The sequence below is a fragment of the Leisingera sp. ANG59 genome (genome assembly GCF_013317235.1).
In the GTDB taxonomy this organism is placed as follows: Bacteria; Pseudomonadota; Alphaproteobacteria; order Rhodobacterales; family Rhodobacteraceae; genus Leisingera.
Window position 1 is genome coordinate 74,467 of record NZ_WLCM01000009.1, and the last position, 19,388, is coordinate 93,854.

Here is a 19,388-nt window from a genome sequence, read left to right on the forward strand (position 1 = left end):
TGATTTTGAACCGGATGGAACTTTGTATTCCGTGATACCGGGTATTCAGCTGCGTTATGGGCCGCAGCCCCCTGCCCCAACAGAAAAAACGGCCCCGGAAACCGGAGCCGCAAGTCAATCGTATTGGGGTGCGGGTACGCGTCAGGCTTCCAGCGACCGACGCAGCATCTCCACGTCTTCGGCGATCTGGCCGTCGGTCAGCTTCAGCTCCTCGATGCGCTTGACGCCGTGCATCACGGTGGTGTGGTCGCGCCCGCCGAAGCGGCGACCGATCTCGGGCAGAGAGCGGCTGGTCAGCTGCTTGCACAGGTACATCGCCACCTGGCGCGGGCGCGCGTAGGAGCGCAGCCGCTTGGGGCCGATGATGTCGGACATGCGGATGTTGTAGTACTCGGAGACCTTGCGCTGGATTTCCTCGACGGTGATCTTACGCTCCGAGGCGCGCAGAACATCCGCCAGGCAGTCCTGGGTCAGATCCATGTCGATCTCGCGGCCGACCAGCGATGCAAAGGCGAACAGCCGGGTCAGGGCGCCCTCGAGCACGCGGACGTTGGTAGAGATCCGGTGCGCCAGGAACTCCAGCACGCCATCGGCGATGCGCAGGTCCGGGTAGGTTTCACGCTGCTGCTGCACCTTGGTCTGCAGGATGCCCAAGCGCAGTTCATAGTCGGTCGGGTGCAGGTCCACCACCAGACCGCACTGCAGGCGCGACTTCACCCGCTCCTCCAGGTCCTTGATCTCACCCGGCGCACGGTCGGCGGAGATGATGATCTGCTTGTTCTGGTCTACCAGCGCATTGAAGGTGTGGAAGAACTCCTCCTGGGTCGAATCCTTGCCGGCAATGAACTGAACGTCATCCACCATCAGCACGTCGACCGAGCGGAACAGGTGCTTGAAGTCCATCATCTTGCGTTCGCGCAGGGCCTGCACAAAGCGGTACATGAACTGTTCCGCCGACAGGTAAAGCACGTTCAGGGACGGGTTCTTTTCCTTCAGCTCCCAGGCAATGGCGTGCATCAGGTGGGTTTTACCCAAACCCACGCCGCCATACAGCACCAGCGGGTTGAAGGTCACTGGGCCGCCTTCACCGACACGGCGCGCAGCAGCATGGGCCAGTTCGTTCGGCTTGCCGACAACAAAGCTGTCGAAGGTGAAGCGCGGGTCGAGCGGCGCAGCCTGCAGGGCCTCCAGCGTGTCCCTTCCAGAGGAAGAGGCTGCGGGCGCAGTCATCACAGCCGCATCGCCGTCAGCGCTGCCGTAGGCCTCAGCATCCGCAACAGGCTCCGCCGGGCGCGCCGGGCTATTCGCCGCCACCCGGAAGGCCAGGCGCTGAACCTGTTCGCCGGACATCGACAGCTCATGCAGAATCAGGTCTGCAAAATTCTGGCTGACATAATTGCCCATGAAATTGGTCGGCACTTTGAAGATAGCGACACCGCCATCCACCGCGTCAAATTCCAAAGGTTCAATCCAGGTCGTGAAATTGTTCTGGCCGACCGTTTTCAACAGCCGGTTTCTGAGCTGTCCCCATTTTTCTTCTGTCATGCTGCGCCTCACGCATCCCCAAAAAGCAGCGGCCCCTTTGCCGGGCCAATTCTATTCTTACCCCCAGCCACCCGGGGGGCATTCACGCACAGGGTTACCGTGTGCGGACCAGCAGTGGCCGCATCGCCCGGAGGCTAGACGTTCGTTTTGAAACAGCAAGGACAGCCGCATAAAGCGGCAGATTCGCCGTTACGAACAGTATCGCACACAATTGAGACAAGGCTGCTGACCATAACCGATGCAGCAGTGGATCCCGGCCAGATGAGCGCATCAAATGCGCCTCGTGCCGAGCAACCTGGCAATCTTGATGCCCGTCAAGATTGCCGCGAGCAGCCTGTCCCCCCAGCGAGTGAATCGCTGTAACAGTGGTAGCAATTTGAGGGGGGCAGCGGCAACGAAACTATGATGTTGACTCTGCCTTTGGCGGCAAAGAATCTCCGGCGCCCAGCGAGTCCGCACAAGGGTTTTCCAAAAAAACAAGGCGCTGCAATCTGCAGCGCCCTGACAACTTTTCAACGGCCAGTGAGCCTGCTCAGCAGAGCGAATCTCAGGCCAGCGCCTTCACGCGTGCGGACAGGCGCGAGATTTTCCGGGAAGCGGTGTTTTTGTGATACACACCCTTGGTTACGCCGCGCATCAGCTCGGGCTGAGCGGCGCGCAGAGCGGCAGTTGCGGCTTCTTTGTCGCCGGAAGCGATGGCTTCTTCAACTTTACGCAGGAAGGTGCGGATGCGCGAACGACGGGCTTTGTTGACGGCAAAGCGCTTCTCGTTCTGACGTGCGCGCTTCTTGGCCTGGGGCGAATTTGCCATGGTGTCTGACCTTATCTTCAGGTTCTGTTTCTATCGGACGCAATGCCAACCAGCCCCGGGTCATTCACCGGTGTGATTCTAGCCTGAGCGGGCTGCACGCGCATGTATGAGGGCGGCGTTTAGCTAACTCTGCACGGAAATGCAAGGGCGCTGGCCCGGAATGCGAAACGGCGGGCTGTGCAGCCCGCCGTTCCCTTGTCTGCTTAGGCAGCTCACTTGTCGCGGAACTGCGCCTCGCGCTTTTCCAGGAAGGCGGCCATGCCTTCTTTCTGGTCTTCGGTCGCAAACATCGAATGGAACACGCGGCGCTCGAACAGAATGCCCTCGCTCAGCGGCAGCTCATAGGAGCGGTTCACGGCTTCCTTGACCGCCATCGCGGTCAGCAGCGATTTCTCAGCGATCTTCTGGGCCGCAGCGGTGGCTTCCTCAATCAGCTTTTTCGCGGGCACCACGCGCGACACCAGGCCCGCGCGTTCAGCCTCTTCGGCGTTCATAAAGCGGCCGGTCAGGTTCATGTCCATCGACTTGGACTTGCCCACATAGCGGGTCAGCCGCTGGGTGCCGCCGATACCGGCCACAACGCCCAGGTTGATCTCCGGCTGGCCGAACTTGGCGGTTTCCGCGGCGATGATGAAATCGCACAGCATCGCTAGCTCGCAGCCGCCGCCCAGCGCATAGCCGGCAACCGCGGCAATAACCGGCTTGCGGATCGCCGAGATGCGGTCGTTGGCATCGGCAAACAGATTGGTGGAAAACACCTCGGTAAAGCTCATCTCCGACATCTCCTTGATGTCGGCACCGGCGGCAAAGGCCTTTTCCGAGCCAGTCAGCACGATGCAGCGCACCTTGTCGCTGGCATCGGCCTCTTCCAGAGCATCGCAGAGCTCGCCAATGAGCTCCTTGTTGAGAGCGTTCATCGCCTCAGGGCGGTTCAGTTTTATGAGGCAAACGTGGTCCTGCACATCGACGTTGATCGTCTCGTAGGCCATGATTTCTCTTTCGGTTGTTCCGTTCAGATCCGAGTCCTTACCAAAAGGGTCCCTCTGATCAAGCTATCTTTGGCACTTTACACAGTAGAAGGTGGAGCGCCCCGACTGGGTGATTCTGGCAATTGACCCCGCGCAACCCTCGCGGCGGCAGGGTTCGCCCTCGCGTCCGTATGCATCAAAACTGTGCTGAAAATATCCAAGTTCGCCAGAGGCTTGCCTGAAATCCTTGAGAGACGAGCCGCCCGCGCGGATGGCATCCTGCAGCACCTCGCGGATGATCGGCACCAGCGCCGCCACCCGATGCGCGGCAATCTGCCCGGCCTTGCGGCGTGGCGAAATTCCCGCACGGAACAGCGCTTCGCAGACGTAGATGTTACCAAGGCCCGCGATGATTCCCTGATCCAGTAATGCCGATTTCACCGGCGTGTTGCGCCCTTTGAAGGCAGCCACCAGGTGATTTTCGTGGAAATCATTGCCCAGGGGCTCCGGCCCCAGCACTGCCAGCAGCTTGTGGGATTCGGCGGTGGCAGTCGCAAACAGATCCATCGCCCCGAACCGGCGCGGATCGTTGAAAGTGATGCGGGCGCCATTGTCCATGTCCAAGATCACATGGTCATGCTTCTCCGCCTTTGGATGCTCATGCACGAACTGCCCCAGCGGAACGCCCGACACCGTCATCCGCCCCGACATGCCGAGGTGAATGAGCAGGGTCTCATCCGTATCGAGATCGGCCAGGATGTATTTCGACCGCCGCCTGAGGGCATTGACCCGCGCGCCTGTCAGCCGCTCGGCCATCCGCTCCGGAAACGGCCAGCGCAGATCCGGGCGGTTCACCTGCGCCTTTGTGATCACCGCCCCCTCCATCGCAGGCGCCAAACCGCGTTTCACCGTCTCGACCTCGGGCAATTCTGGCATTACACCCCTCCTGAACCAACGGGCCGCATTGTGCCTGCCCCACAGCGCCTTATAACAAGGGCCAAACTCAGCAAACGGCAAGTGGCATGAGCAACACCAGCGACAACACCACCCATTTCGGGTTCGAAACCGTCCGCGAAGAGGATAAGGCCGGCCGTGTGCAGGGGGTCTTCAACTCGGTCGCCTCGAAATATGACATCATGAACGATGTGATGAGCGTCGGCATCCACCGGGTCTGGAAGGACGCGATGATGGACTGGCTGGCGCCGCGCCCGGGCCAGCGGCTGCTGGATGTGGCCGGCGGCACCGGCGACATCTCTTTCCGCTTCCTGAAACGCGCAGGCCATGGCCATTCCACCGTGCTGGACCTCACCCGTCCAATGCTGGAGGAAGGCCGCAAGCGCGCCGAGGCCGAACAGATGGCCGACAGCCTCGACTGGGTGACCGGCGACGCGATGAAGCTGCCGTTCAAAGACAACACCTTCGACGTCTACACCATCTCCTTTGGCATCCGTAACGTGACCCGGCCGCAGGAGGCCCTGAACGAGGCCTACCGGGTGCTGCGCCCCGGCGGGCGGCTGATGGTGCTGGAATTCTCGCAGCTGCCGAATGACGGGCTGCAAAAGCTGTATGACCTCTATTCCTTCAACGTGATCCCGCGGATGGGGCAGATGATTGCAGGGGATTACGACAGCTACCAGTACCTGGTGGAATCGATCCGCAACTTCCCGGACCAGGAGACTTTCCTGGGCATGGTCAAGCAGGCAGGGTTCGAGAATGCGAAATACCGCAACCTGTCGATGGGCATCGCCTGCCTGCATTCCGGCTGGAAGATCTGAGCCATGCGCGGCCCCCATAATATCCTGCGCCTGATCCGAACAGGCGCCACTTTCGAGCGCACCGGCGCCATGCATTCTGTGCTGGAGGCGTTCGAGGCGCCCAAGCCCCTGCGCATGCTGGCCCGCACCCTGGGCTGGCCGTTCAAATGGCTGGGCTACAAGGGCGACCCCGCAATGCCGCCGGAAACCCGCGCGCTGAACGCGCTGGGGCCGGCCTATATCAAATTCGGCCAGGTGCTTTCGACCCGGCCCGATGTGGTGGGCAAGGATCTGGCCAATCAGTTGCGTGTGCTGCAGGACAAGCTGCCGCCGTTCTCTCGCGCCGCAGCGCTGGCCGAAGTGGAAAAGGAACTGGGCCGCCCGGTGTCCGAAATCTTCTCGGACTTCAGCGACCCGATCGCCGCCGCCTCTATTGCCCAGGTGCACCGGGCGACGCTGGCGGAAACCGGCGAAGAAGTGGCCGTCAAGGTGTTGCGCCCCGGCATCGAGCGCGCCTTCAACAAGGACGTCGACGCCTTCTATTTCGCGGCCCGCATCGTCGACCTGTTCGCCCCCGGCGCCCGCCGCCTGAAGCCGATGGATGTGATCGAGCATTTCGACGGCGTGGTGCAGGGGGAGCTGGACCTGCGGCTGGAAAGTGCTGCTGCCTCGGAGTTTGCCGCCAACACGGCCAAGGACGAAGGCTTCCAGCTGCCGGAAATCCGCTGGGCCTATTCCGCCCGCCGGGTGATGACAATGGGCTGGGCCGACGGCATTCCGCTCGGTGACAATGACGCGCTGGATGCGGCGGGCCATGACCGCAAGCTGCTGGCCAACCGGGTGCTGTCGCTGTTCCTGCGCCACGCGCTGCGCGACGGCTTCTTCCACGCCGACATGCACCAGGGCAACCTTAAGGTCGCCGCGAACGGCGATATCATTGCCTATGATTTCGGCATTATGGGCCACATCGACGAATACACCCGCCGGGTCTACGCCGAGATTCTCTACGGCTTCATCAAACGCGACTACAAACGCGTGGCCGAAGTTCATTTCGAAGCCGGCTATGTGCCTGCCAACCGCGATGTCGATGAATTCGCCCGTGCCCTGCGCGCCGTGGGCGAGCCGATCTTCGGCATGGACGCCTCGCAGATCTCGATGGGCCGCCTGCTGAACTACCTGTTCGAAGTCACAGAGCGGTTCGGTATGGAAACCCGCACCGAGCTGATCCTGCTGCAGCGCACCATGGTGGTGGTTGAAGGCGTCGCCCGTTCGCTGGATCCGCGTATCAACATCTGGGAGGCGGCCCGGCCGGTGGTCGAAGACTATATCAAGAAATCCATCGGCCCCCGCGCTGTCGTCACCGACCTGCTGGACACCGCCAAGGTGATGGCCCGCTTTGGCCCCCGCCTGCCCGCGCTGGTGGAACAGGCGCTGATCGCGCAAGCAGCGCAGAATGGCGTACGGCCTCGCAGCAGCAGAAGCTGGGTGACCCCCGCTGTTCTGGGTGCAGCAGGCGCAACCGGCATCTTCGCTGTGATTGCCTTGCTGGTCTGAAACCAGCACTTTCACCGCTGTTACTTGCATCTCCCCAGGCGGGCTCAGAGGCGCCCCAAACGGAAACGGCCCGCGCAAGTCCTTGCACAACCGTTGGAAGCGGTGGAACAGCAAAGGCATCTTTGCCCGGATAGTGACCGGCCCGGCTGCTGATCACGGCGAGGGAAAGCCCGTGGTGATCGGACGCGACCTTCCTGAAAGCGAAGCGTGCGGCTTCCAGTCCAGGGGCTGAAAAGGGGGGCACGGGTGCCTGATCTGGCGTATAAGGGGCGGCGCTGCACGCGACCTGTGACCACCGGGGGGCGTCCGCTGGACCTGTTCGTGACCGCCGGACAGGCCAGTGTTTCCACCGTTTCAAAAGTGCTGCTGAGTAGCCTCCCTGACATCCAGTGGCTTCCCGGAGATCGCGGATATGATGCCGATTGGTTCAGAGAAGCGTTGAAAGACAAAGGGATACGTTCCGGCCGGGCATGGGGAACCGCCTAACGGAGCCCCATGCCATTCTCTGTCAAAGACGCTCAATTGCCAGGGCAATGCCCTGACCACCGCCGATGCACATGGTGATCAGCCCCTTGGACCCGCCTGTGCGTTCCAGTTCATAAAGCGCTTTCAAGGTGATAATGGCACCGGTTGCCCCCACCGGATGGCCCAGCGCAATGGCGCCGCCGTTGGGGTTCACCTTGGCAGGGTCAAGCCCAAGCTCCTTGTTCACCGCCAGCGCCTGCGAGGCAAATGCCTCGTTCGACTCGATCACATCGAAATCCCCGGCAGACAGGCCGGTCTTCTCCAGAAGGTTGCGCACCGCAGGCACCGGGCCGATGCCCATCACCTCAGGCCGCACCCCGGCATGGGCATAGCCCAGAATCCGTGCCTTGGGTTTCAGCCCGGCCTTCTCTGCCGCAGCCGCCGTGGCCAGCACCATGGCAGCGGCGCCGTCGTTGATTCCGCTGGCATTTCCGGCAGTTACCCGGCCGTCCTTCTGGAATACCGCCCTCAGCCCGGCCAGCGCCTCCGGGGTGGTGGCCTTGGGGTGCTCGTCGACTTCAAAGGGCACCATATCGCGTTTTACTTTCACCTCAACCGGGGTGATCTGGGACTTGAAATGGCCCGCCTCGATTGCCGCCGCGGCGCGGGTCTGGCTGGTGAGGGCAAACTCGTCCATCTGCTCGCGGGTGATGCCATGCTCATCAGCGACATTCTCGGCCGTCACCCCCATATGGCCGGTGCCGAACGGGCAGTTCAGCGCGCCCAGCATCATGTCGAGCGATTTCACATCGCCCATCTTGGCGCCCCAGCGGCTCTGCTGGAGGATATAGGGGCTGCGCGACATGTTTTCGGCGCCGCCGGCCAGCGCAAATTCGGCATCGCCCAGGGCAAGCGATTGATAAGCTGAGACAATCGCCTGCACACCGGAACCGCAAAGCCGGTTCACGTTCATCGCCGGCACCACGTCCGGAACGCCTGCCTGCATGGCGGCAACCCGGCTCAGGTACATGTCACGGGGTTCGGTGTTGATGATGTGGCCGAACACCACATGGCCGATCTGCGCGCCCTTCACCCCGGAGCGTTCCAGCGCCGCCTTGGACACGGTGGCGGCCAGGTCGATCGGCGCAGTGTTGGCCAGCGCACCGCCAAAGGTGCCGATGGCGGTGCGGGCGCCGTCCAGGATCACGATGTCTGTCATTGGTCTTTCTCCTCAACTCCTGCGTTGGCGCCATTATGCGCCCGCAGCATGGACCTGTCTGCCGGGACGTGCCGTCATGGAAACGCGGCGTCACTCCCCGTGCACCCCTTGTACACCCCCTGTGCACCGCCGCGGCGCAGCATCCGCGTTTTACCCGATCAATTGACAAATGCCGCCCATCGGCGCAGAGAATCCGTCATGACGGAAAACACAGACGATATCCTGACCCTGCTGCCCGCCCGCCTGAAGGAGGCGCGCCGCGCCCAGGGCCTGAGCCTGGAGGCGGTGGCGAACCTGTCGGGCGTCAGCCGCTCGATGGTGAGCCAGATCGAACGCGGCGAAAGCTCCCCCACCATTGCAACGCTGTGGAACCTCACACGCGCCTTGCAGGTGGATTTTGCGGGCCTCCTGGAAGCGGGCGACATGCAGGACCGGATCGAGGTGCTGCGCGCGGCGGACGTGCCCAAGATCGAGAACATGGGCCAGGGCTGCCGCATCCGCATCCTGTCGCCGCCCGAAGAGGCCGGCGGGCATGAAGTCTATGACATCCGGTTCGATCAAGGTGGTGCGCTGATCAGCCAGCCCCACACCCGCGGCGCGGTGGAGCAGCTGACGGTGCTGGAGGGAGAGATCGCTGTGGCGTCCGGCAACGCCAAGGACCAGCTGCAGGCCGGCGACACCGCGCGCTATGCCGCTGATGTCGCCCATTCGATCACTGCGCCGGAGGGGCCTGCACGGGTGTTTCTGATTGTGAAGAACGCGTAGCCCAAACCCGTCCCATTCCCGCTGGCAAGACCCACCTGCCTATTTGGGCAGGAAATCCACTCCTTGCACCTTTTATGCACATTCCCCTTGAACGACTCGGGGGACCGGCCCATATGTGGTCCGCTAACGTTATTCTTGTCGATCCACTGTCTCCCGTTTACCGGCGCTTTCAGTCTCTCGATCCAGACCGACTACGCCAGGCTGCCGCACTTCCGCGGGCAGCATCAAAAAGGAGACTACGGATATGGCCACCGGCACCGTAAAATGGTTCAACACCACCAAAGGCTACGGCTTCATCGCGCCCGAGGGCGGCAGCAAAGATGTGTTCGTGCACATTTCCGCTGTTGAGCGTTCCGGCCTGACCGGCCTCGCCGACAACCAGAAAGTCACCTTCGACATCGAGCCCGGCCGTGACGGCCGCGAGTCGGCGGTGAACCTGGAACTGGCATAAGCCAGACAGCTTTGCTGATTGGAAGCGCGGTCCCCGGAAGGGGGCCGCGTTTTCTTTTGGGCCGTCAGCCCTTGTTCTTCTCATCCCAGAGCTTCGGCTCCCACAGTTCCACCTTGTTTCCTTCCGGGTCCATGATCCAGGCAAAGCGTCCGTTTTCGTGTGATTCAGGCCCCTGCAGGATCGGGATGCCTGCGTCCGTGAGCTGCGCGATCATGCCGTCCATGTCATCGACCCGGTAGTTGATCATGAAGCCGGAGGTGCTGGGCGCGAACCAGGTGCCGTCCGGATCGGCGGTGCCCCAGACGGTAAGGCCGCCGTCCTCTGCCGTGTCCTCCTGCCAGTTCAGAACGGCGCCGCCGAAGTCCGTAAGCTCCAGCCCGAGGTGGTCGCGGTACCAGGCGGCCAGCGCCTTGGCGTCGCCGCGCGCCTTGATGAATACACCGCCGATTCCTGTGACCTTGGCCATTCCGTGCCCTCCCTGTTTCCTGGGCAGATAGTCCGGTTTGGCGGATTTCCACTCACACATTCCAGTTTCACGGATTTTTTTCCGCAATCCTGAAATCCTGTATTCCGGAAACGCATCCGCTATGATAGACACGCGACTCGAGACACCAAAGGAGCTTGCGCATGTCCACTGCTTTTCTGACCGACATCTCCAACACGCTGGCCCAGATCGAGGCCGAGGGGCTGTACAAGCGGGAGCGAATGATCACCTCCCCGCAGGGGGGCGAGATCACGGTCGGCGGGCGTGAGGTGATCAACCTGTGCGCCAACAACTATCTGGGTCTGGCCGACCACCCCGCCCTGATCAAAGCCGCCAAGGACGCGATGGAGCCAAAGGGGTTCGGCATGGCCTCTGTCCGGTTCATCTGCGGCACCCAGGACATTCACCGGGAGCTGGAGCAAAGGCTGGCAAAGTTCCTCGGCAAGGATGACGCGATCCTGTTCGCGGCCTGTTTCGACGCCAACGGCGGGCTGTTCGAGCCGCTCTTGGGCCCGGAGGATGCGATCATCTCCGACAGTCTGAACCATGCGTCGATCATCGACGGCATCCGGCTGTGCAAGGCCAAGCGCTACCGCTACCTGAACAGCGACATGAACGATCTGGAGGCCTGGCTGAAACAGGCGCGCGAAGACGGGGCGCGGCATATCATGATCGCCACCGACGGCGTGTTCTCGATGGACGGCTACCTGGCGAAGCTGCCGGAGATCCGGGCGCTGGCCGACAAATACGATGCCATCGTGATGGTGGATGACTGCCACGCCACCGGCTTTATGGGCGCGACGGGCGCCGGCACGCCGGAGCATTTCGGGGTGGACGTGGATATCCTGACGGGAACTTTGGGCAAAGCACTTGGGGGGGCCATCGGCGGTTATATCGCCGGGCCGCAGCCAGTGATCGACCTGCTGCGGCAGCGGGCGCGGCCCTATCTGTTCTCCAATTCGCTGCCGCCATCGATTGTTGCTGCCGGGCTGGAGGCGATCCGGCTGGTTGAGGAAGGGGACGGCCTGCGGGCGCAGCTGTTCGAGAATGCGAAATACTGGCGGGCGGGGCTGGAAAAGCTAGGTTTTGACCTGCTGCCGGGTGAGCATCCGATCATTCCGGTGATGCTGGGCGAGGCGCAGCTGGCGCAGGATATGGCGGCGCGGCTGTTCGACGAGGGCGTCTATGTCTCCGGCTTCTTCTTTCCCGTCGTGCCGCGCGGCCAGGCACGGATCCGCACCCAGATGAATGCGGCGCTGACGCGGGAGGAGCTGGACCGGGCGCTGGTCGCCTTTGGCAAGGTCGGCAAGGAACTGGGGGTGATCTGATGAGCCGTCCGAACACGATGAAGGCGCTGGAAAAGAGCCATCCGCAGGAAGGCCTGTGGATGGTACAGGCGCCGGTGCCGGAGATCGGCCCCGACGAGGTGCTGATCAAGGTGAAGAAAACCGGCATCTGCGGCACCGACATTCACATCTGGAACTGGGACGAATGGGCGTCCCACACAGTGCCGGTGCCGATGATCACCGGGCATGAGTTTGCAGGCGAGATCGTCGAGATAGGCCGCAATGTCACCGATCTGTCGGTCGGGCAGCGCTGTTCCGGCGAAGGGCACCTGATCAAGACGGATTCGCGCCAGTCCCGGGCCGGCAAGTTCCACCTGGACCCCGGCACCCGCGGCATCGGGGTGAATGAGCAGGGCGCCTTTGCCCAGTATCTGAAACTGCCGGCCTTCAACGTGGTGCCGCTGCCGGAGGATATTCCGGACGAGATCGGCGCCATTCTGGACCCGCTGGGCAATGCGGTGCATACCGCGCTGAGCTTTGACCTATTGGGCGAGGATGTGCTGATCACCGGCGCAGGCCCAATCGGCATCATGGCGGCGGCGGTGGCGAAACATGCCGGCGCCCGGCATGTGGTGATCACCGACATCAATGCGGACCGCCTGAAGCTGGCGGCGCATGTGGTGCCGACGGTGCGCGCGGTGAACGTGGCCCAGGAGGACCTGCAGGATGTGGTGCGGGAACTGGGCCTGAAACAGGGGTTTGACGTCGGGCTGGAGATGTCCGGCAGCCAAGCGGCCCTCGATCAGATGGTGGAGGCGCTGGTGATGGGCGGCAAGATTGCCCTGCTGGGCATTCCCCCGGGCAAATCGCCGGTCGACTGGTCGCGCATCGTGTTCAAGGCCATCACCATCAAGGGGGTCTACGGCCGTGAGATGTTCGAGACCTGGTACAAGATGATCGCCATGCTGCAGAACGGGCTGGATGTGAGCCGGGTGATCACCCACCGGTTCGGGGTGGATGATTTTGCCGAAGGGTTTGCGGCGATGAAATCAGGGGCCAGCGGCAAGGTGGTGCTGGATTGGACGTGATGTCCGGTTGAGGGGGCTTTGCCCCCTCGCGCCTATGGCGCTCACCCCAGGGTATTTCCGGAAAGAGGAAATGCGGATCAGGGTTTCAGCGGCACCCTGCCCGCTTCTGTCAGCAGCCAGCAGTCGCGGCCCTCGAACACCGCTGCGGTGAGCGGACGGCCGTAGCCGGCGCCGCTGTCGAGATTGACGCGGTTGCCATAGTGGCTGGGCTTCTCCACCGGTGTGTGGCCATGTACGATCAGCTTCGGATGCGCGCCGGTGTGATCGTGGAAGGGCTGCCGGATCCAGACCAGATCGTTCTCATGCTGCCGGGCAAGCGGCACGCCAGGACGAATACCGGCGTGCACGAAGGCAAGCTCCGGCGTTTCATACAGAGCTGGAAGGCTGCGCAGAAATTCGGCGTGCGGCGCAGGAATCACCTCCTTGGCCCGGGCGTGCAAAGCGTCGAGCCGGGTGCGGTCTTCGAAGGTCAGCCCGTAGCTGGCCAAGGTCTCAACTCCGCCGATCCGCTCGTGAAGCCAGTGATAGCCGATCAGCAAGTGCGGGTCGTGGCGGGGCACTTCCTCAAGGAACCATTCAAACATCCGGTCGTGATTGCCCTTCAGGCAGATCCAGTCCCGGCCCTGGCCCCGGCCGCCAATCAGTCGGTCAATCACACCACGGCTGTCTGGGCCGCGGTCGGTATAGTCGCCGAGGAACACGATGCGGGCGTCCTCGCCACCATCGGCCTCGATCAGCGCCAGCGTCTGTTCCAGCATGGCAAGTTGGCCGTGGATGTCACCGATGGCGTAGATGGGAGCAGGCATTTTGCGGATCCTTTTTAGCGCTCTTGTGGGCAGCGCCGGTGTATAGTGGCAGGCAGCTGAAGTCCCGCAGAAATACCCGCGCCGCCGAATTTCCCCAAATATCAGAGATCTATGTTAGACTGGCGTTCCGAAACCCGCGGAGTTCCGGTGTTGGGAGGGACGAACGATGAATGGAATTGCACGGCCGTTCATGCTGATTGCAGTGGTATGCGCCCTGGGCGGCATGGTTTGGGGGATCCAGATGTCGGCGAGCCAGGATCACCTGCTGTCGCCTGCGCATGGGCATCTGAACCTGCTGGGCTGGGTCAGCTGCGCGATCTATGCCTTTTACTACCACCTGGTGCCTGGCGCTGCCGAAGGCAGGCTGCCGCGGCTGCATCTTGCTGCAACAGTGCTGTCTCTGGGGCTGCTGGTTCCGGGCATTCCGCTGGCAATTCTGGAGCATACCGACATGCTGGCAAAAGCCGGGTCGCTGGCCGCGCTGCTGTCGATGCTGCTGTTCGGCGTTGCTGTCCTGCGCGGCCGGCCGGAAAAGGCAGCATTCGTGCACCAAAGATAAGAAGAAAAGCCCCCGCAGCACAGGCGGGGGCTTCAGCAAGAGACTGGCTGAACAGGTCAGGCGACGTCGAACTGCAGCGGCTTGATCTGGTTGAACAGGCCGGTTTCCGCCAGTTTGGCGCGCACCTCTGCCGGAACTTCGTCATCCACGTAGAGCAGCGCGATGGCTTCGCCGCCGGCCTCGGACCGGCCCAGGGTGAAGTTGGCGATGTTGACGCCGTGGTCGCCAAGGGTGTGGCCCAGGGTGCCGATGATGCCGGGCACGTCCTCGTTGGTGGTGTAGAGCATATGCGCACCCACATCCGCCTCGATATTGATGCCCTTGATCTGGATGAACCGCGGCTTGCCGTCGGAGAACACGGTGCCCGCAACCGAGCGTTCGCGCTTGGAGGTCACCGCGGTCACCTTGATGTAGCCATCAAAGGAGCCGGATTTGTCCTGATTGGTGGTGGAAATCTGAACGCCCCGCTCCTTGGCAACTACAGGCGCGGAGACCAGGTTCACCTCCGGGTTGGAGCGCTTCATGATGCCGGCAATCACCGCGCAGTTCAGCGCGTCCAGGTTCATGCCCGCCGCAACACCGTCGTAGAGGATGTTGATCGCCCGCAGCGGCTCGTCGGTCATCTGGCCGACAAACGAACCCAGGTGGTCGGCCAGCTTGATCCAGGGCCCCATGACCTTGGCTTCCTCGGCGGTGACCGAGGGCATGTTCAGCGCGTTCTCAACCGCGCCGGTCAGCAGGTAGTTCGACATCTGTTCGGCCACCTGCAGGGCGACGTTTTCCTGCGCCTCGGTGGTGGCCGCGCCCAGGTGCGGGGTGCAGACCACGTTGGGCAGGCCGAACAGGGCGTTTTCCTTGGCCGGTTCCACCGAGAACACGTCGAAGGCAGCGCCTGCCACATGGCCGGAGGTCAGCAGCTCCGCCAGTGCGGCTTCGTCCACCAGGCCGCCGCGGGCGCAGTTGATGATGCGCACGCCCTTCTTGGTCTTCTCCAGGTTTTCCTTGGACAGGATATTGCGGGTCTGCTCGGTCAGCGGCACATGCAGGGTGATGAAGTCGGCGCGCGCCAGCAGCTCGTCCAGCTCCACCTTTTCGACGCCCATCTTGTCAGCCTTATCGGTGCTGAGGAAGGGATCGTAGGCGATCACTTTCATCTTCAGCCCGCGGGCACGGTCGCAGACGATGCCGCCGATATTGCCGGCGCCGATCACGCCCAGGGTCTTGGCGGTCAGCTCGGTGCCCATGAACTTGGACTTTTCCCACTTGCCGGCATGGGTGGAGACGGAAGCCTCCGGCAGCTGGCGGGCAACCGCGAACATCATTGCAATCGCGTGTTCGGCGGTGGTGATCATGTTGCCGAACGGCGTGTTCATCACAATGACGCCGCGCTTGGAGGCGGCTTCCTTGTCGATGTTGTCGGTGCCGATGCCGGCGCGGCCGATCACCTTGAGGTTTTCGGCGTTTTCCAGGATCTTTTCCGTCACCTTGGTGGCGGAGCGGATGGCGAGGCCATCATACTGGCCGATGATTTCCGCCAGTTTTTCCTTGTCCTTGCCTACGTCGGGCAGGAAGTCAACGTCAATGCCACGGTCGCGGAAGATTTGGACGGCGGCCTCGGACAGCTTGTCGGAGATGAGAACTTTGGGAGCCATGTTTACGGTCCTTAGAATGTCTGTGCTGGGACGGCGGGCGTTGCCGCCCGCCTCAAAGATTGCTCAGGCCGCTTCGGTCTGCGCGGCGATCTCGGCCTCGAAGGCCCAATTGATCCAGGGCATCAGCGCGGCCACGTCGGTGGTCTCGACTGTACCGCCGCACCAGATGCGCAGGCCCGGAGGCGCGTCGCGGTAGGCGCCGATGTCATAGGCAACGCCTTCGCTTTCCAGCCGTTTGGCCACGGCCTTGGCAAAAGCAGCGCCGTCCTGGATGCGCTCGTCGGTGAACTTGAGGCAGACCGAGGTGTTGGAACGGTATTCCGGCTGCTCGGCCAGGAAGGCGATCCAAGGGTTGTCCTGAACAAAGCTTTGCACCGCTGCGAGGTTGGCATAAGCGCGTTCGCGCAGGCCTTCCATGCCGCCGACGGAGCGGGCCCAGTCGAGCGCCAGCAGGTAGTCCTCCACCGCCAGCATCGAGGGCGTGTTGATGGTGGCGCCCTGGAAGATGCCGTCGATCAGCTTGCCGCCCTTGGTCAGGCGGAAGATCTTGGGCAGCGGCCAGGCGGGGGTGTAGCTTTCCAGCCGTTCCACCGCGCGGGGGCTGAGGATGATCATGCCGTGCGCCGCTTCGCCGCCCAGCACCTTCTGCCAGGAGAAGGTGGTCACATCCAGCTTGTCCCAGGGCAGGCGCTGCGCAAAGGCCGCCGAGGTGGCGTCGCAGATGGTGAGACCCTCGCGGTCCGCCGGGATCCAGTCACCGTTGGGGACGCGCACGCCGGAGGTGGTGCCGTTCCAGGTGAAGACGACGTCATTGGTGAAATCGACGGTGGAGAGGTCCACGATCCGGCCGTAATCGGCAGTCTTGACAGTGGCATCCAGCTTCAGCTGCTTCACCGCGTCGGTGACCCAGCCGGAACCGAAGCTTTCCCAGGCCAGCATCTCGGTGCCGCGGGCGCCCAAGAGGTTCCACATCGCCATTTCCACCGCGCCGGTGTCGGAGGCAGGCACGATGCCGATCTTGTAATCGGCGGGGATGTTCAGGATGTCCCGGGTGCCTTCGATCGCTGCTTTCAGCTTCTCCTTGCCCACCGCAGCGCGGTGCGAGCGGCCCAGCGGCGCGCCTGCAAGTTTGCTCAGATCGAAGACGGGGGGTTTGGCGCAAGGGCCGGACGAAAAACGCGGATTGGCCGGCCGCGCGGCAGGTTGTTCAATAGCCATAAATGCTACCCTTCCAGATAAGCGCCCCTCGTTGGGGAGGGGTGTCCCGTGATCAGAGCTAGTGTGCTGCAGCGCGGCACGCAACAGAAATTTCGGAAAAATGCGGCTGTTCATCTATTTTTTGCGACATGAATTTCCACCATCGGAAACAGCCGCGCTGAAATGGCGCAAACGGCCGCTCCTTATGATGCCTGCTGATTTCAGCAGTTTTTTGCTGTCTGGCTGTTCCTGCGGGAGGGCGCTATGACATTGGCAAACAGCGCTGGAACGGAGCCCGCCGATGTACACCGCCACCCTGCTTTGCAACCCTGCCCGACCGGTGCTGGAGCCCGCGCTGATCGAATCACTGCGCAATGCCTGGGGCGGCGATGAGGCGGTGTGGCTGGCCCTGGGGGCGGCGGCGGAGTTTCCGCTGAAACAGATGCCGGACAACCGCTGGGACGTCTGGACGGACCTGCAGGGCATGGGTGTGGATCTGGTCATTCAGCCCAGCGCCGGGCGGAAGAAGAAAATGCTGCTGGCGGACATGGACTCCACCATGATCCAGCAGGAATGCATCGACGAGCTGGCCGAGGAGGCGGGCGTCGGGGCGCGGGTCAAGGACATCACCGCGCGGGCGATGAACGGGGAGCTGGATTTCGAAGGCGCGCTGGTCGAGCGGGTCGGGCTGTTGAAGGGGTTGCCGGAGACGGTGATCACCAAAGTGCTGGAGGAACGCATCACGCTGATGCCCGGCGGCAAGCAGCTGCTGGCGACGATGAAGGCAGACGGCGCCTATGCGGCGCTGGTGTCGGGCGGTTTTACGGCCTTTACCGCGCAGGTGGCGGCAGAGCTGGGTTTCGACGAGAACCGCGCCAACACGCTGCTGACAAAGGACGGCAAGCTGACCGGCGAGGCGGGCCGCCCGATCCTGGGACGGGAGGCCAAGGTGGAGGCGCTGGAGCAGATCAGCGCCCGGCTGGGGATCGCGGAGGCGGATGTGATTGCGGTGGGCGACGGCGCAAATGACCTCGGCATGCTTAAGCGCGCGGGCGCAGGTGTAGCGCTGCATGCCAAACCCTCGGTTGCGGCGGAATGCGATATCCGCATCAACCACGGCGACCTGACGGCGCTTCTGTATGTCCAGGGCTATGCCCAGGACGAATTCAAAGGCTGATCAACAACATGCTGGAAGTGGGTTTCGAGACCCTGCTGCTGTTGCTGGCGGCGGGGTTTGCTGCCGGGTTCATTGATGCGATTGCCGGCGGCGGCGGGCTGATCACTGTTCCGGTGCTGCTGCTGGCCGGGGCCAATCCGGTCACTGCGCTGTCGACCAACAAGATCCAGGGGCTGTTCGGCGCCGCTACGGCGGCGGCCACATATGCACGCGCCGGCCATGTCGACCTGAAGGCCCAGGTCGGGCCAGCGCTGATTGCCTTTGCGGCGGCAGTTGCGGGTGCGTTTCTGGTGGCTTACCTGCCCACCGAATGGATCCGGGTGATCCTGCCGGTGCTGCTGATCGGGATTGCCATTTTCTTTGCGCTGAAAAAGGGGCTGGACGATCTCGACCGGCACCGCCGCCTGTCCCCTGCCCTGTTCACCGCGCTCATCGTTCCGCTGTGCGGGGCCTATGACGGGTTGCTGGGGCCTGGCGCGGGCAGCTTCTACATGCTCGCCTTTGTGTCGCTGGCGGGCTACGGCATCCTGCGCGCAACCGCCCACACCAAGCTGCTGAATTTCGCATCTAACGCAGGCGGGCTGCTGGCGTTTTCCTTCTTTGCCACGCCCTGGTGGATCACTGGCCTGCTGATGGGCTGCGCCCAGATCGCAGGGGCGCGGGCAGGTGCGGGACTGGCCAAGAAGCAGGGGGCAAAGGTGATCAAGCCGCTGTTGGTGGTGACCTCCGTCTCGCTTGCGGCCAAGCTGCTGTGGGATATGCTGTAGGGCTGGCATTGGTCCGCCCATATTTAACATTTCATTTAATTAACATTCATGCTAATAAAAGGCATGACACCGATTCTGAAATCCTTTGCCGCGCTGTCGGACGAAACCCGGCTGATGATCGTGGATCAGCTGATTGCCGAAGGTGAGCTGCCCGCCGGGGATCTGGCCCCCGGGGCAGGCATTTCGGCTCCTGCAATTTCGCGCCACCTGAAAGTCCTGCGCGAGGCCGGGCTGGTAATCCAGCGGGCCGAGGGCACAAGACGGCTCTATTCTGCCCGGCCTGAGGGGCTGCGGATGATCGCCGAATGGACACAGTCGCGGCGCGCCTTCTGGGAAGGCAGCCTGGACAGGCTGGAAGCAGCCCTGATGGAGGACGAGGCATGAGCGACCTGCAGCTGAAGCGGACATTTCCGGTCAGCCCGGAGAAACTGTTTGCCTGGGTGACCACACCGGACAAGTTGCTGCAATGGTGGGGGCCGGAAGGGGTTACCATTCCGGAACATGACCTGAACCTGAGCCGCACCGGCCCCTGGTATTCCATTATGCAGAACAGCGACGGCCAGCGGTTCCATGTTTCCGGCCAGGTAACTCATGTGGATGCGCCGAAATCCGTCGGTTTCACCTGGGCCTGGCACGAGGAAGACGGCAGCCGCGGCGCCGAAAGCCACGTGACCCTTACCATCGCTGCTGCTGGGGATGGCGCCCTGCTGCTGGTTGATCACCGCGATCTGGGTGATGACGAAATTGCCGCAAGCCATGAAGAGGGCTGGACCTCCACCCTGCGCAAACTGGAGGCGCTGCTAGCCGCAGAGACCTAATCCATCAACAAAACCAAGGGAG

20 protein-coding genes and 1 pseudogene are annotated in these 19,388 nt (G+C 62.7%); 12 read left to right on the top strand and 9 right to left on the bottom strand.

Annotated elements, in window-relative coordinates; all coding sequences use genetic code 11:
• Window positions 1–141 precede the first annotated feature (141 nt).
• The 4 genes from dnaA to mutM all read right to left on the bottom strand — a co-directional run bounded on the left by dnaA (window position 142) and on the right by mutM (window position 4,260).
• Window positions 142–1,545 (bottom strand): chromosomal replication initiator protein DnaA, encoded by a 1,404-nt coding sequence (gene dnaA / locus GKC28_RS10560; protein WP_174146862.1) that lies wholly within the window; start codon window positions 1,543–1,545, stop codon window positions 142–144.
• Between the two features lie 547 nt (window positions 1,546–2,092).
• A complete protein-coding gene (gene rpsT / locus GKC28_RS10565; protein WP_019295144.1) occupies window positions 2,093–2,356 on the bottom strand; it encodes a 30S ribosomal protein S20 in 264 nt (87 codons plus the stop codon).
• Between the two features lie 212 nt (window positions 2,357–2,568).
• A complete protein-coding gene (locus tag GKC28_RS10570; RefSeq protein WP_174146863.1) occupies window positions 2,569–3,345 on the bottom strand; it encodes an enoyl-CoA hydratase in 777 nt (258 codons plus the stop codon).
• Between the two features lie 63 nt (window positions 3,346–3,408).
• On the bottom strand, window positions 3,409–4,260 hold the full coding sequence (mutM, locus tag GKC28_RS10575) for a bifunctional DNA-formamidopyrimidine glycosylase/DNA-(apurinic or apyrimidinic site) lyase (protein ID WP_174146864.1): 852 nt from the start codon (window positions 4,258–4,260) through the stop codon (window positions 3,409–3,411).
• Between the two features lie 86 nt (window positions 4,261–4,346).
• Between mutM and ubiE the strand changes: the two genes are divergently transcribed.
• The 3 genes and pseudogenes from ubiE to GKC28_RS26375 all read left to right on the top strand — a co-directional run.
• Window positions 4,347–5,099: a bifunctional demethylmenaquinone methyltransferase/2-methoxy-6-polyprenyl-1,4-benzoquinol methylase UbiE gene (gene ubiE / locus GKC28_RS10580; RefSeq protein WP_174146865.1), complete on the top strand. Its 753-nt coding sequence runs from the start codon at window positions 4,347–4,349 to the stop codon at window positions 5,097–5,099.
• A 3-nt stretch (window positions 5,100–5,102) separates the two neighbouring features.
• Complete coding sequence (gene ubiB, locus GKC28_RS10585) at window positions 5,103–6,632, top strand: 2-polyprenylphenol 6-hydroxylase (protein WP_174146866.1); 1,530 nt, start codon at window positions 5,103–5,105, stop codon at window positions 6,630–6,632.
• 67 nt (window positions 6,633–6,699) lie between these two features.
• A pseudogene (locus GKC28_RS26375) lies at window positions 6,700–7,094 on the top strand (transposase); the annotation flags it as partial.
• Between the two features lie 46 nt (window positions 7,095–7,140).
• On the opposite strand, the gene GKC28_RS10590 reads toward GKC28_RS26375, so the two are convergent.
• Window positions 7,141–8,316 carry an acetyl-CoA C-acyltransferase family protein gene (locus GKC28_RS10590; protein WP_174146867.1) on the bottom strand — a complete coding sequence of 392 codons (1,176 nt, stop codon included), beginning with the start codon at window positions 8,314–8,316 and terminating at the stop codon, window positions 7,141–7,143.
• Between the two features lie 198 nt (window positions 8,317–8,514).
• Here GKC28_RS10590 and GKC28_RS10595 point away from each other — a divergent pair, with 198 nt between their 5' ends.
• Window positions 8,515–9,081 (top strand): helix-turn-helix domain-containing protein, encoded by a 567-nt coding sequence (locus GKC28_RS10595; RefSeq protein ID WP_174146868.1) that lies wholly within the window; start codon window positions 8,515–8,517, stop codon window positions 9,079–9,081.
• Between the two features lie 244 nt (window positions 9,082–9,325).
• Window positions 9,326–9,532 carry a cold-shock protein gene (locus GKC28_RS10600; RefSeq protein WP_039184356.1) on the top strand — a complete coding sequence of 69 codons (207 nt, stop codon included), beginning with the start codon at window positions 9,326–9,328 and terminating at the stop codon, window positions 9,530–9,532.
• Between the two features lie 64 nt (window positions 9,533–9,596).
• Here the strand turns inward: GKC28_RS10600 and GKC28_RS10605 are convergent, their stop codons facing one another.
• Window positions 9,597–9,998, bottom strand: coding sequence for a VOC family protein (locus GKC28_RS10605; RefSeq protein ID WP_174146869.1), 402 nt, complete (start codon window positions 9,996–9,998; stop codon window positions 9,597–9,599).
• Window positions 9,999–10,159: 161 nt separating this feature from the next.
• Between GKC28_RS10605 and GKC28_RS10610 the strand changes: the two genes are divergently transcribed.
• On the top strand, window positions 10,160–11,344 hold the full coding sequence (locus GKC28_RS10610) for a glycine C-acetyltransferase (RefSeq protein WP_174146870.1): 1,185 nt from the start codon (window positions 10,160–10,162) through the stop codon (window positions 11,342–11,344).
• 17 nt (window positions 11,345–11,361) lie between these two features.
• Window positions 11,362–12,390, top strand: a complete 1,029-nt coding sequence (gene tdh / locus GKC28_RS10615) for an L-threonine 3-dehydrogenase (RefSeq protein WP_174146941.1) — start codon at window positions 11,362–11,364, stop codon at window positions 12,388–12,390.
• A gap of 77 nt (window positions 12,391–12,467) precedes the next feature.
• On the opposite strand, the gene GKC28_RS10620 is transcribed toward tdh, so the two are convergent.
• Window positions 12,468–13,196: a metallophosphoesterase family protein gene (locus GKC28_RS10620; protein ID WP_174146871.1), complete on the bottom strand. Its 729-nt coding sequence runs from the start codon at window positions 13,194–13,196 to the stop codon at window positions 12,468–12,470.
• Between the two features lie 166 nt (window positions 13,197–13,362).
• Here GKC28_RS10620 and GKC28_RS10625 point away from each other — a divergent pair, with 166 nt between their 5' ends.
• Window positions 13,363–13,755, top strand: a complete 393-nt coding sequence (locus tag GKC28_RS10625) for a hypothetical protein (RefSeq protein ID WP_174146872.1) — start codon at window positions 13,363–13,365, stop codon at window positions 13,753–13,755.
• Window positions 13,756–13,811: 56 nt separating this feature from the next.
• On the opposite strand, the gene serA is transcribed toward GKC28_RS10625, so the two are convergent.
• Window positions 13,812–15,407 (bottom strand): phosphoglycerate dehydrogenase, encoded by a 1,596-nt coding sequence (serA, locus tag GKC28_RS10630; RefSeq protein ID WP_174146873.1) that lies wholly within the window; start codon window positions 15,405–15,407, stop codon window positions 13,812–13,814.
• Between the two features lie 63 nt (window positions 15,408–15,470).
• Complete coding sequence (locus tag GKC28_RS10635; RefSeq protein WP_174146874.1) at window positions 15,471–16,625, bottom strand: phosphoserine transaminase; 1,155 nt, start codon at window positions 16,623–16,625, stop codon at window positions 15,471–15,473.
• 280 nt (window positions 16,626–16,905) lie between these two features.
• Between GKC28_RS10635 and serB the strand changes: the two genes are divergently transcribed.
• The 4 genes from serB (at window position 16,906) to GKC28_RS10655 (ending at window position 19,366) form a co-directional block, all read left to right on the top strand.
• A complete protein-coding gene (gene serB / locus GKC28_RS10640; RefSeq protein WP_174146875.1) occupies window positions 16,906–17,781 on the top strand; it encodes a phosphoserine phosphatase SerB in 876 nt (291 codons plus the stop codon).
• Between the two features lie 8 nt (window positions 17,782–17,789).
• Window positions 17,790–18,548 carry a TSUP family transporter gene (locus tag GKC28_RS10645; protein ID WP_174146876.1) on the top strand — a complete coding sequence of 253 codons (759 nt, stop codon included), beginning with the start codon at window positions 17,790–17,792 and terminating at the stop codon, window positions 18,546–18,548.
• A gap of 63 nt (window positions 18,549–18,611) precedes the next feature.
• A complete protein-coding gene (locus GKC28_RS10650) occupies window positions 18,612–18,932 on the top strand; it encodes a helix-turn-helix transcriptional regulator (RefSeq protein WP_174146877.1) in 321 nt (106 codons plus the stop codon).
• Entirely contained in the window at window positions 18,929–19,366 is a 438-nt protein-coding gene (locus GKC28_RS10655; RefSeq protein WP_174146878.1) for an SRPBCC domain-containing protein, read from the top strand. Before GKC28_RS10650 ends, GKC28_RS10655 begins: the two co-directional genes overlap by 4 nt.
• Window positions 19,367–19,388: the final 22 nt, after the last annotated feature.

Excerpts from the sequence above, each read along its gene's own strand:
- GKC28_RS10570 (WP_174146863.1), bottom strand. The coding sequence starts at position 3,345 with ATGGCCTACGAGACGATCAACGTCGATGTGCAGGACCACGTTTGCCTC.
- rpsT (WP_019295144.1), bottom strand. The coding sequence starts at position 2,356 with ATGGCAAATTCGCCCCAGGCCAAGAAGCGCGCACGTCAGAACGAGAAG.
- GKC28_RS10655 (WP_174146878.1), top strand. The coding sequence starts at position 18,929 with ATGAGCGACCTGCAGCTGAAGCGGACATTTCCGGTCAGCCCGGAGAAA.
- mutM (WP_174146864.1), bottom strand. The coding sequence starts at position 4,260 with ATGCCAGAATTGCCCGAGGTCGAGACGGTGAAACGCGGTTTGGCGCCT.
- GKC28_RS10625 (WP_174146872.1), top strand. The coding sequence starts at position 13,363 with ATGAATGGAATTGCACGGCCGTTCATGCTGATTGCAGTGGTATGCGCC.
- GKC28_RS10635 (WP_174146874.1), bottom strand. The coding sequence starts at position 16,625 with ATGGCTATTGAACAACCTGCCGCGCGGCCGGCCAATCCGCGTTTTTCG.
- serB (WP_174146875.1), top strand. The coding sequence starts at position 16,906 with ATGTACACCGCCACCCTGCTTTGCAACCCTGCCCGACCGGTGCTGGAG.
- ubiE (WP_174146865.1), top strand. The coding sequence starts at position 4,347 with ATGAGCAACACCAGCGACAACACCACCCATTTCGGGTTCGAAACCGTC.
- GKC28_RS10600 (WP_039184356.1), top strand. The coding sequence starts at position 9,326 with ATGGCCACCGGCACCGTAAAATGGTTCAACACCACCAAAGGCTACGGC.
- dnaA (WP_174146862.1), bottom strand. The coding sequence starts at position 1,545 with ATGACAGAAGAAAAATGGGGACAGCTCAGAAACCGGCTGTTGAAAACG.
- GKC28_RS10610 (WP_174146870.1), top strand. The coding sequence starts at position 10,160 with ATGTCCACTGCTTTTCTGACCGACATCTCCAACACGCTGGCCCAGATC.
- tdh (WP_174146941.1), top strand. The coding sequence starts at position 11,362 with ATGAAGGCGCTGGAAAAGAGCCATCCGCAGGAAGGCCTGTGGATGGTA.
- GKC28_RS10590 (WP_174146867.1), bottom strand. The coding sequence starts at position 8,316 with ATGACAGACATCGTGATCCTGGACGGCGCCCGCACCGCCATCGGCACC.
- ubiB (WP_174146866.1), top strand. The coding sequence starts at position 5,103 with ATGCGCGGCCCCCATAATATCCTGCGCCTGATCCGAACAGGCGCCACT.
- GKC28_RS10595 (WP_174146868.1), top strand. The coding sequence starts at position 8,515 with ATGACGGAAAACACAGACGATATCCTGACCCTGCTGCCCGCCCGCCTG.
- GKC28_RS10645 (WP_174146876.1), top strand. The coding sequence starts at position 17,790 with ATGCTGGAAGTGGGTTTCGAGACCCTGCTGCTGTTGCTGGCGGCGGGG.
- serA (WP_174146873.1), bottom strand. The coding sequence starts at position 15,407 with ATGGCTCCCAAAGTTCTCATCTCCGACAAGCTGTCCGAGGCCGCCGTC.
- GKC28_RS10620 (WP_174146871.1), bottom strand. The coding sequence starts at position 13,196 with ATGCCTGCTCCCATCTACGCCATCGGTGACATCCACGGCCAACTTGCC.
- GKC28_RS10605 (WP_174146869.1), bottom strand. The coding sequence starts at position 9,998 with ATGGCCAAGGTCACAGGAATCGGCGGTGTATTCATCAAGGCGCGCGGC.
- GKC28_RS10650 (WP_174146877.1), top strand. The coding sequence starts at position 18,612 with ATGACACCGATTCTGAAATCCTTTGCCGCGCTGTCGGACGAAACCCGG.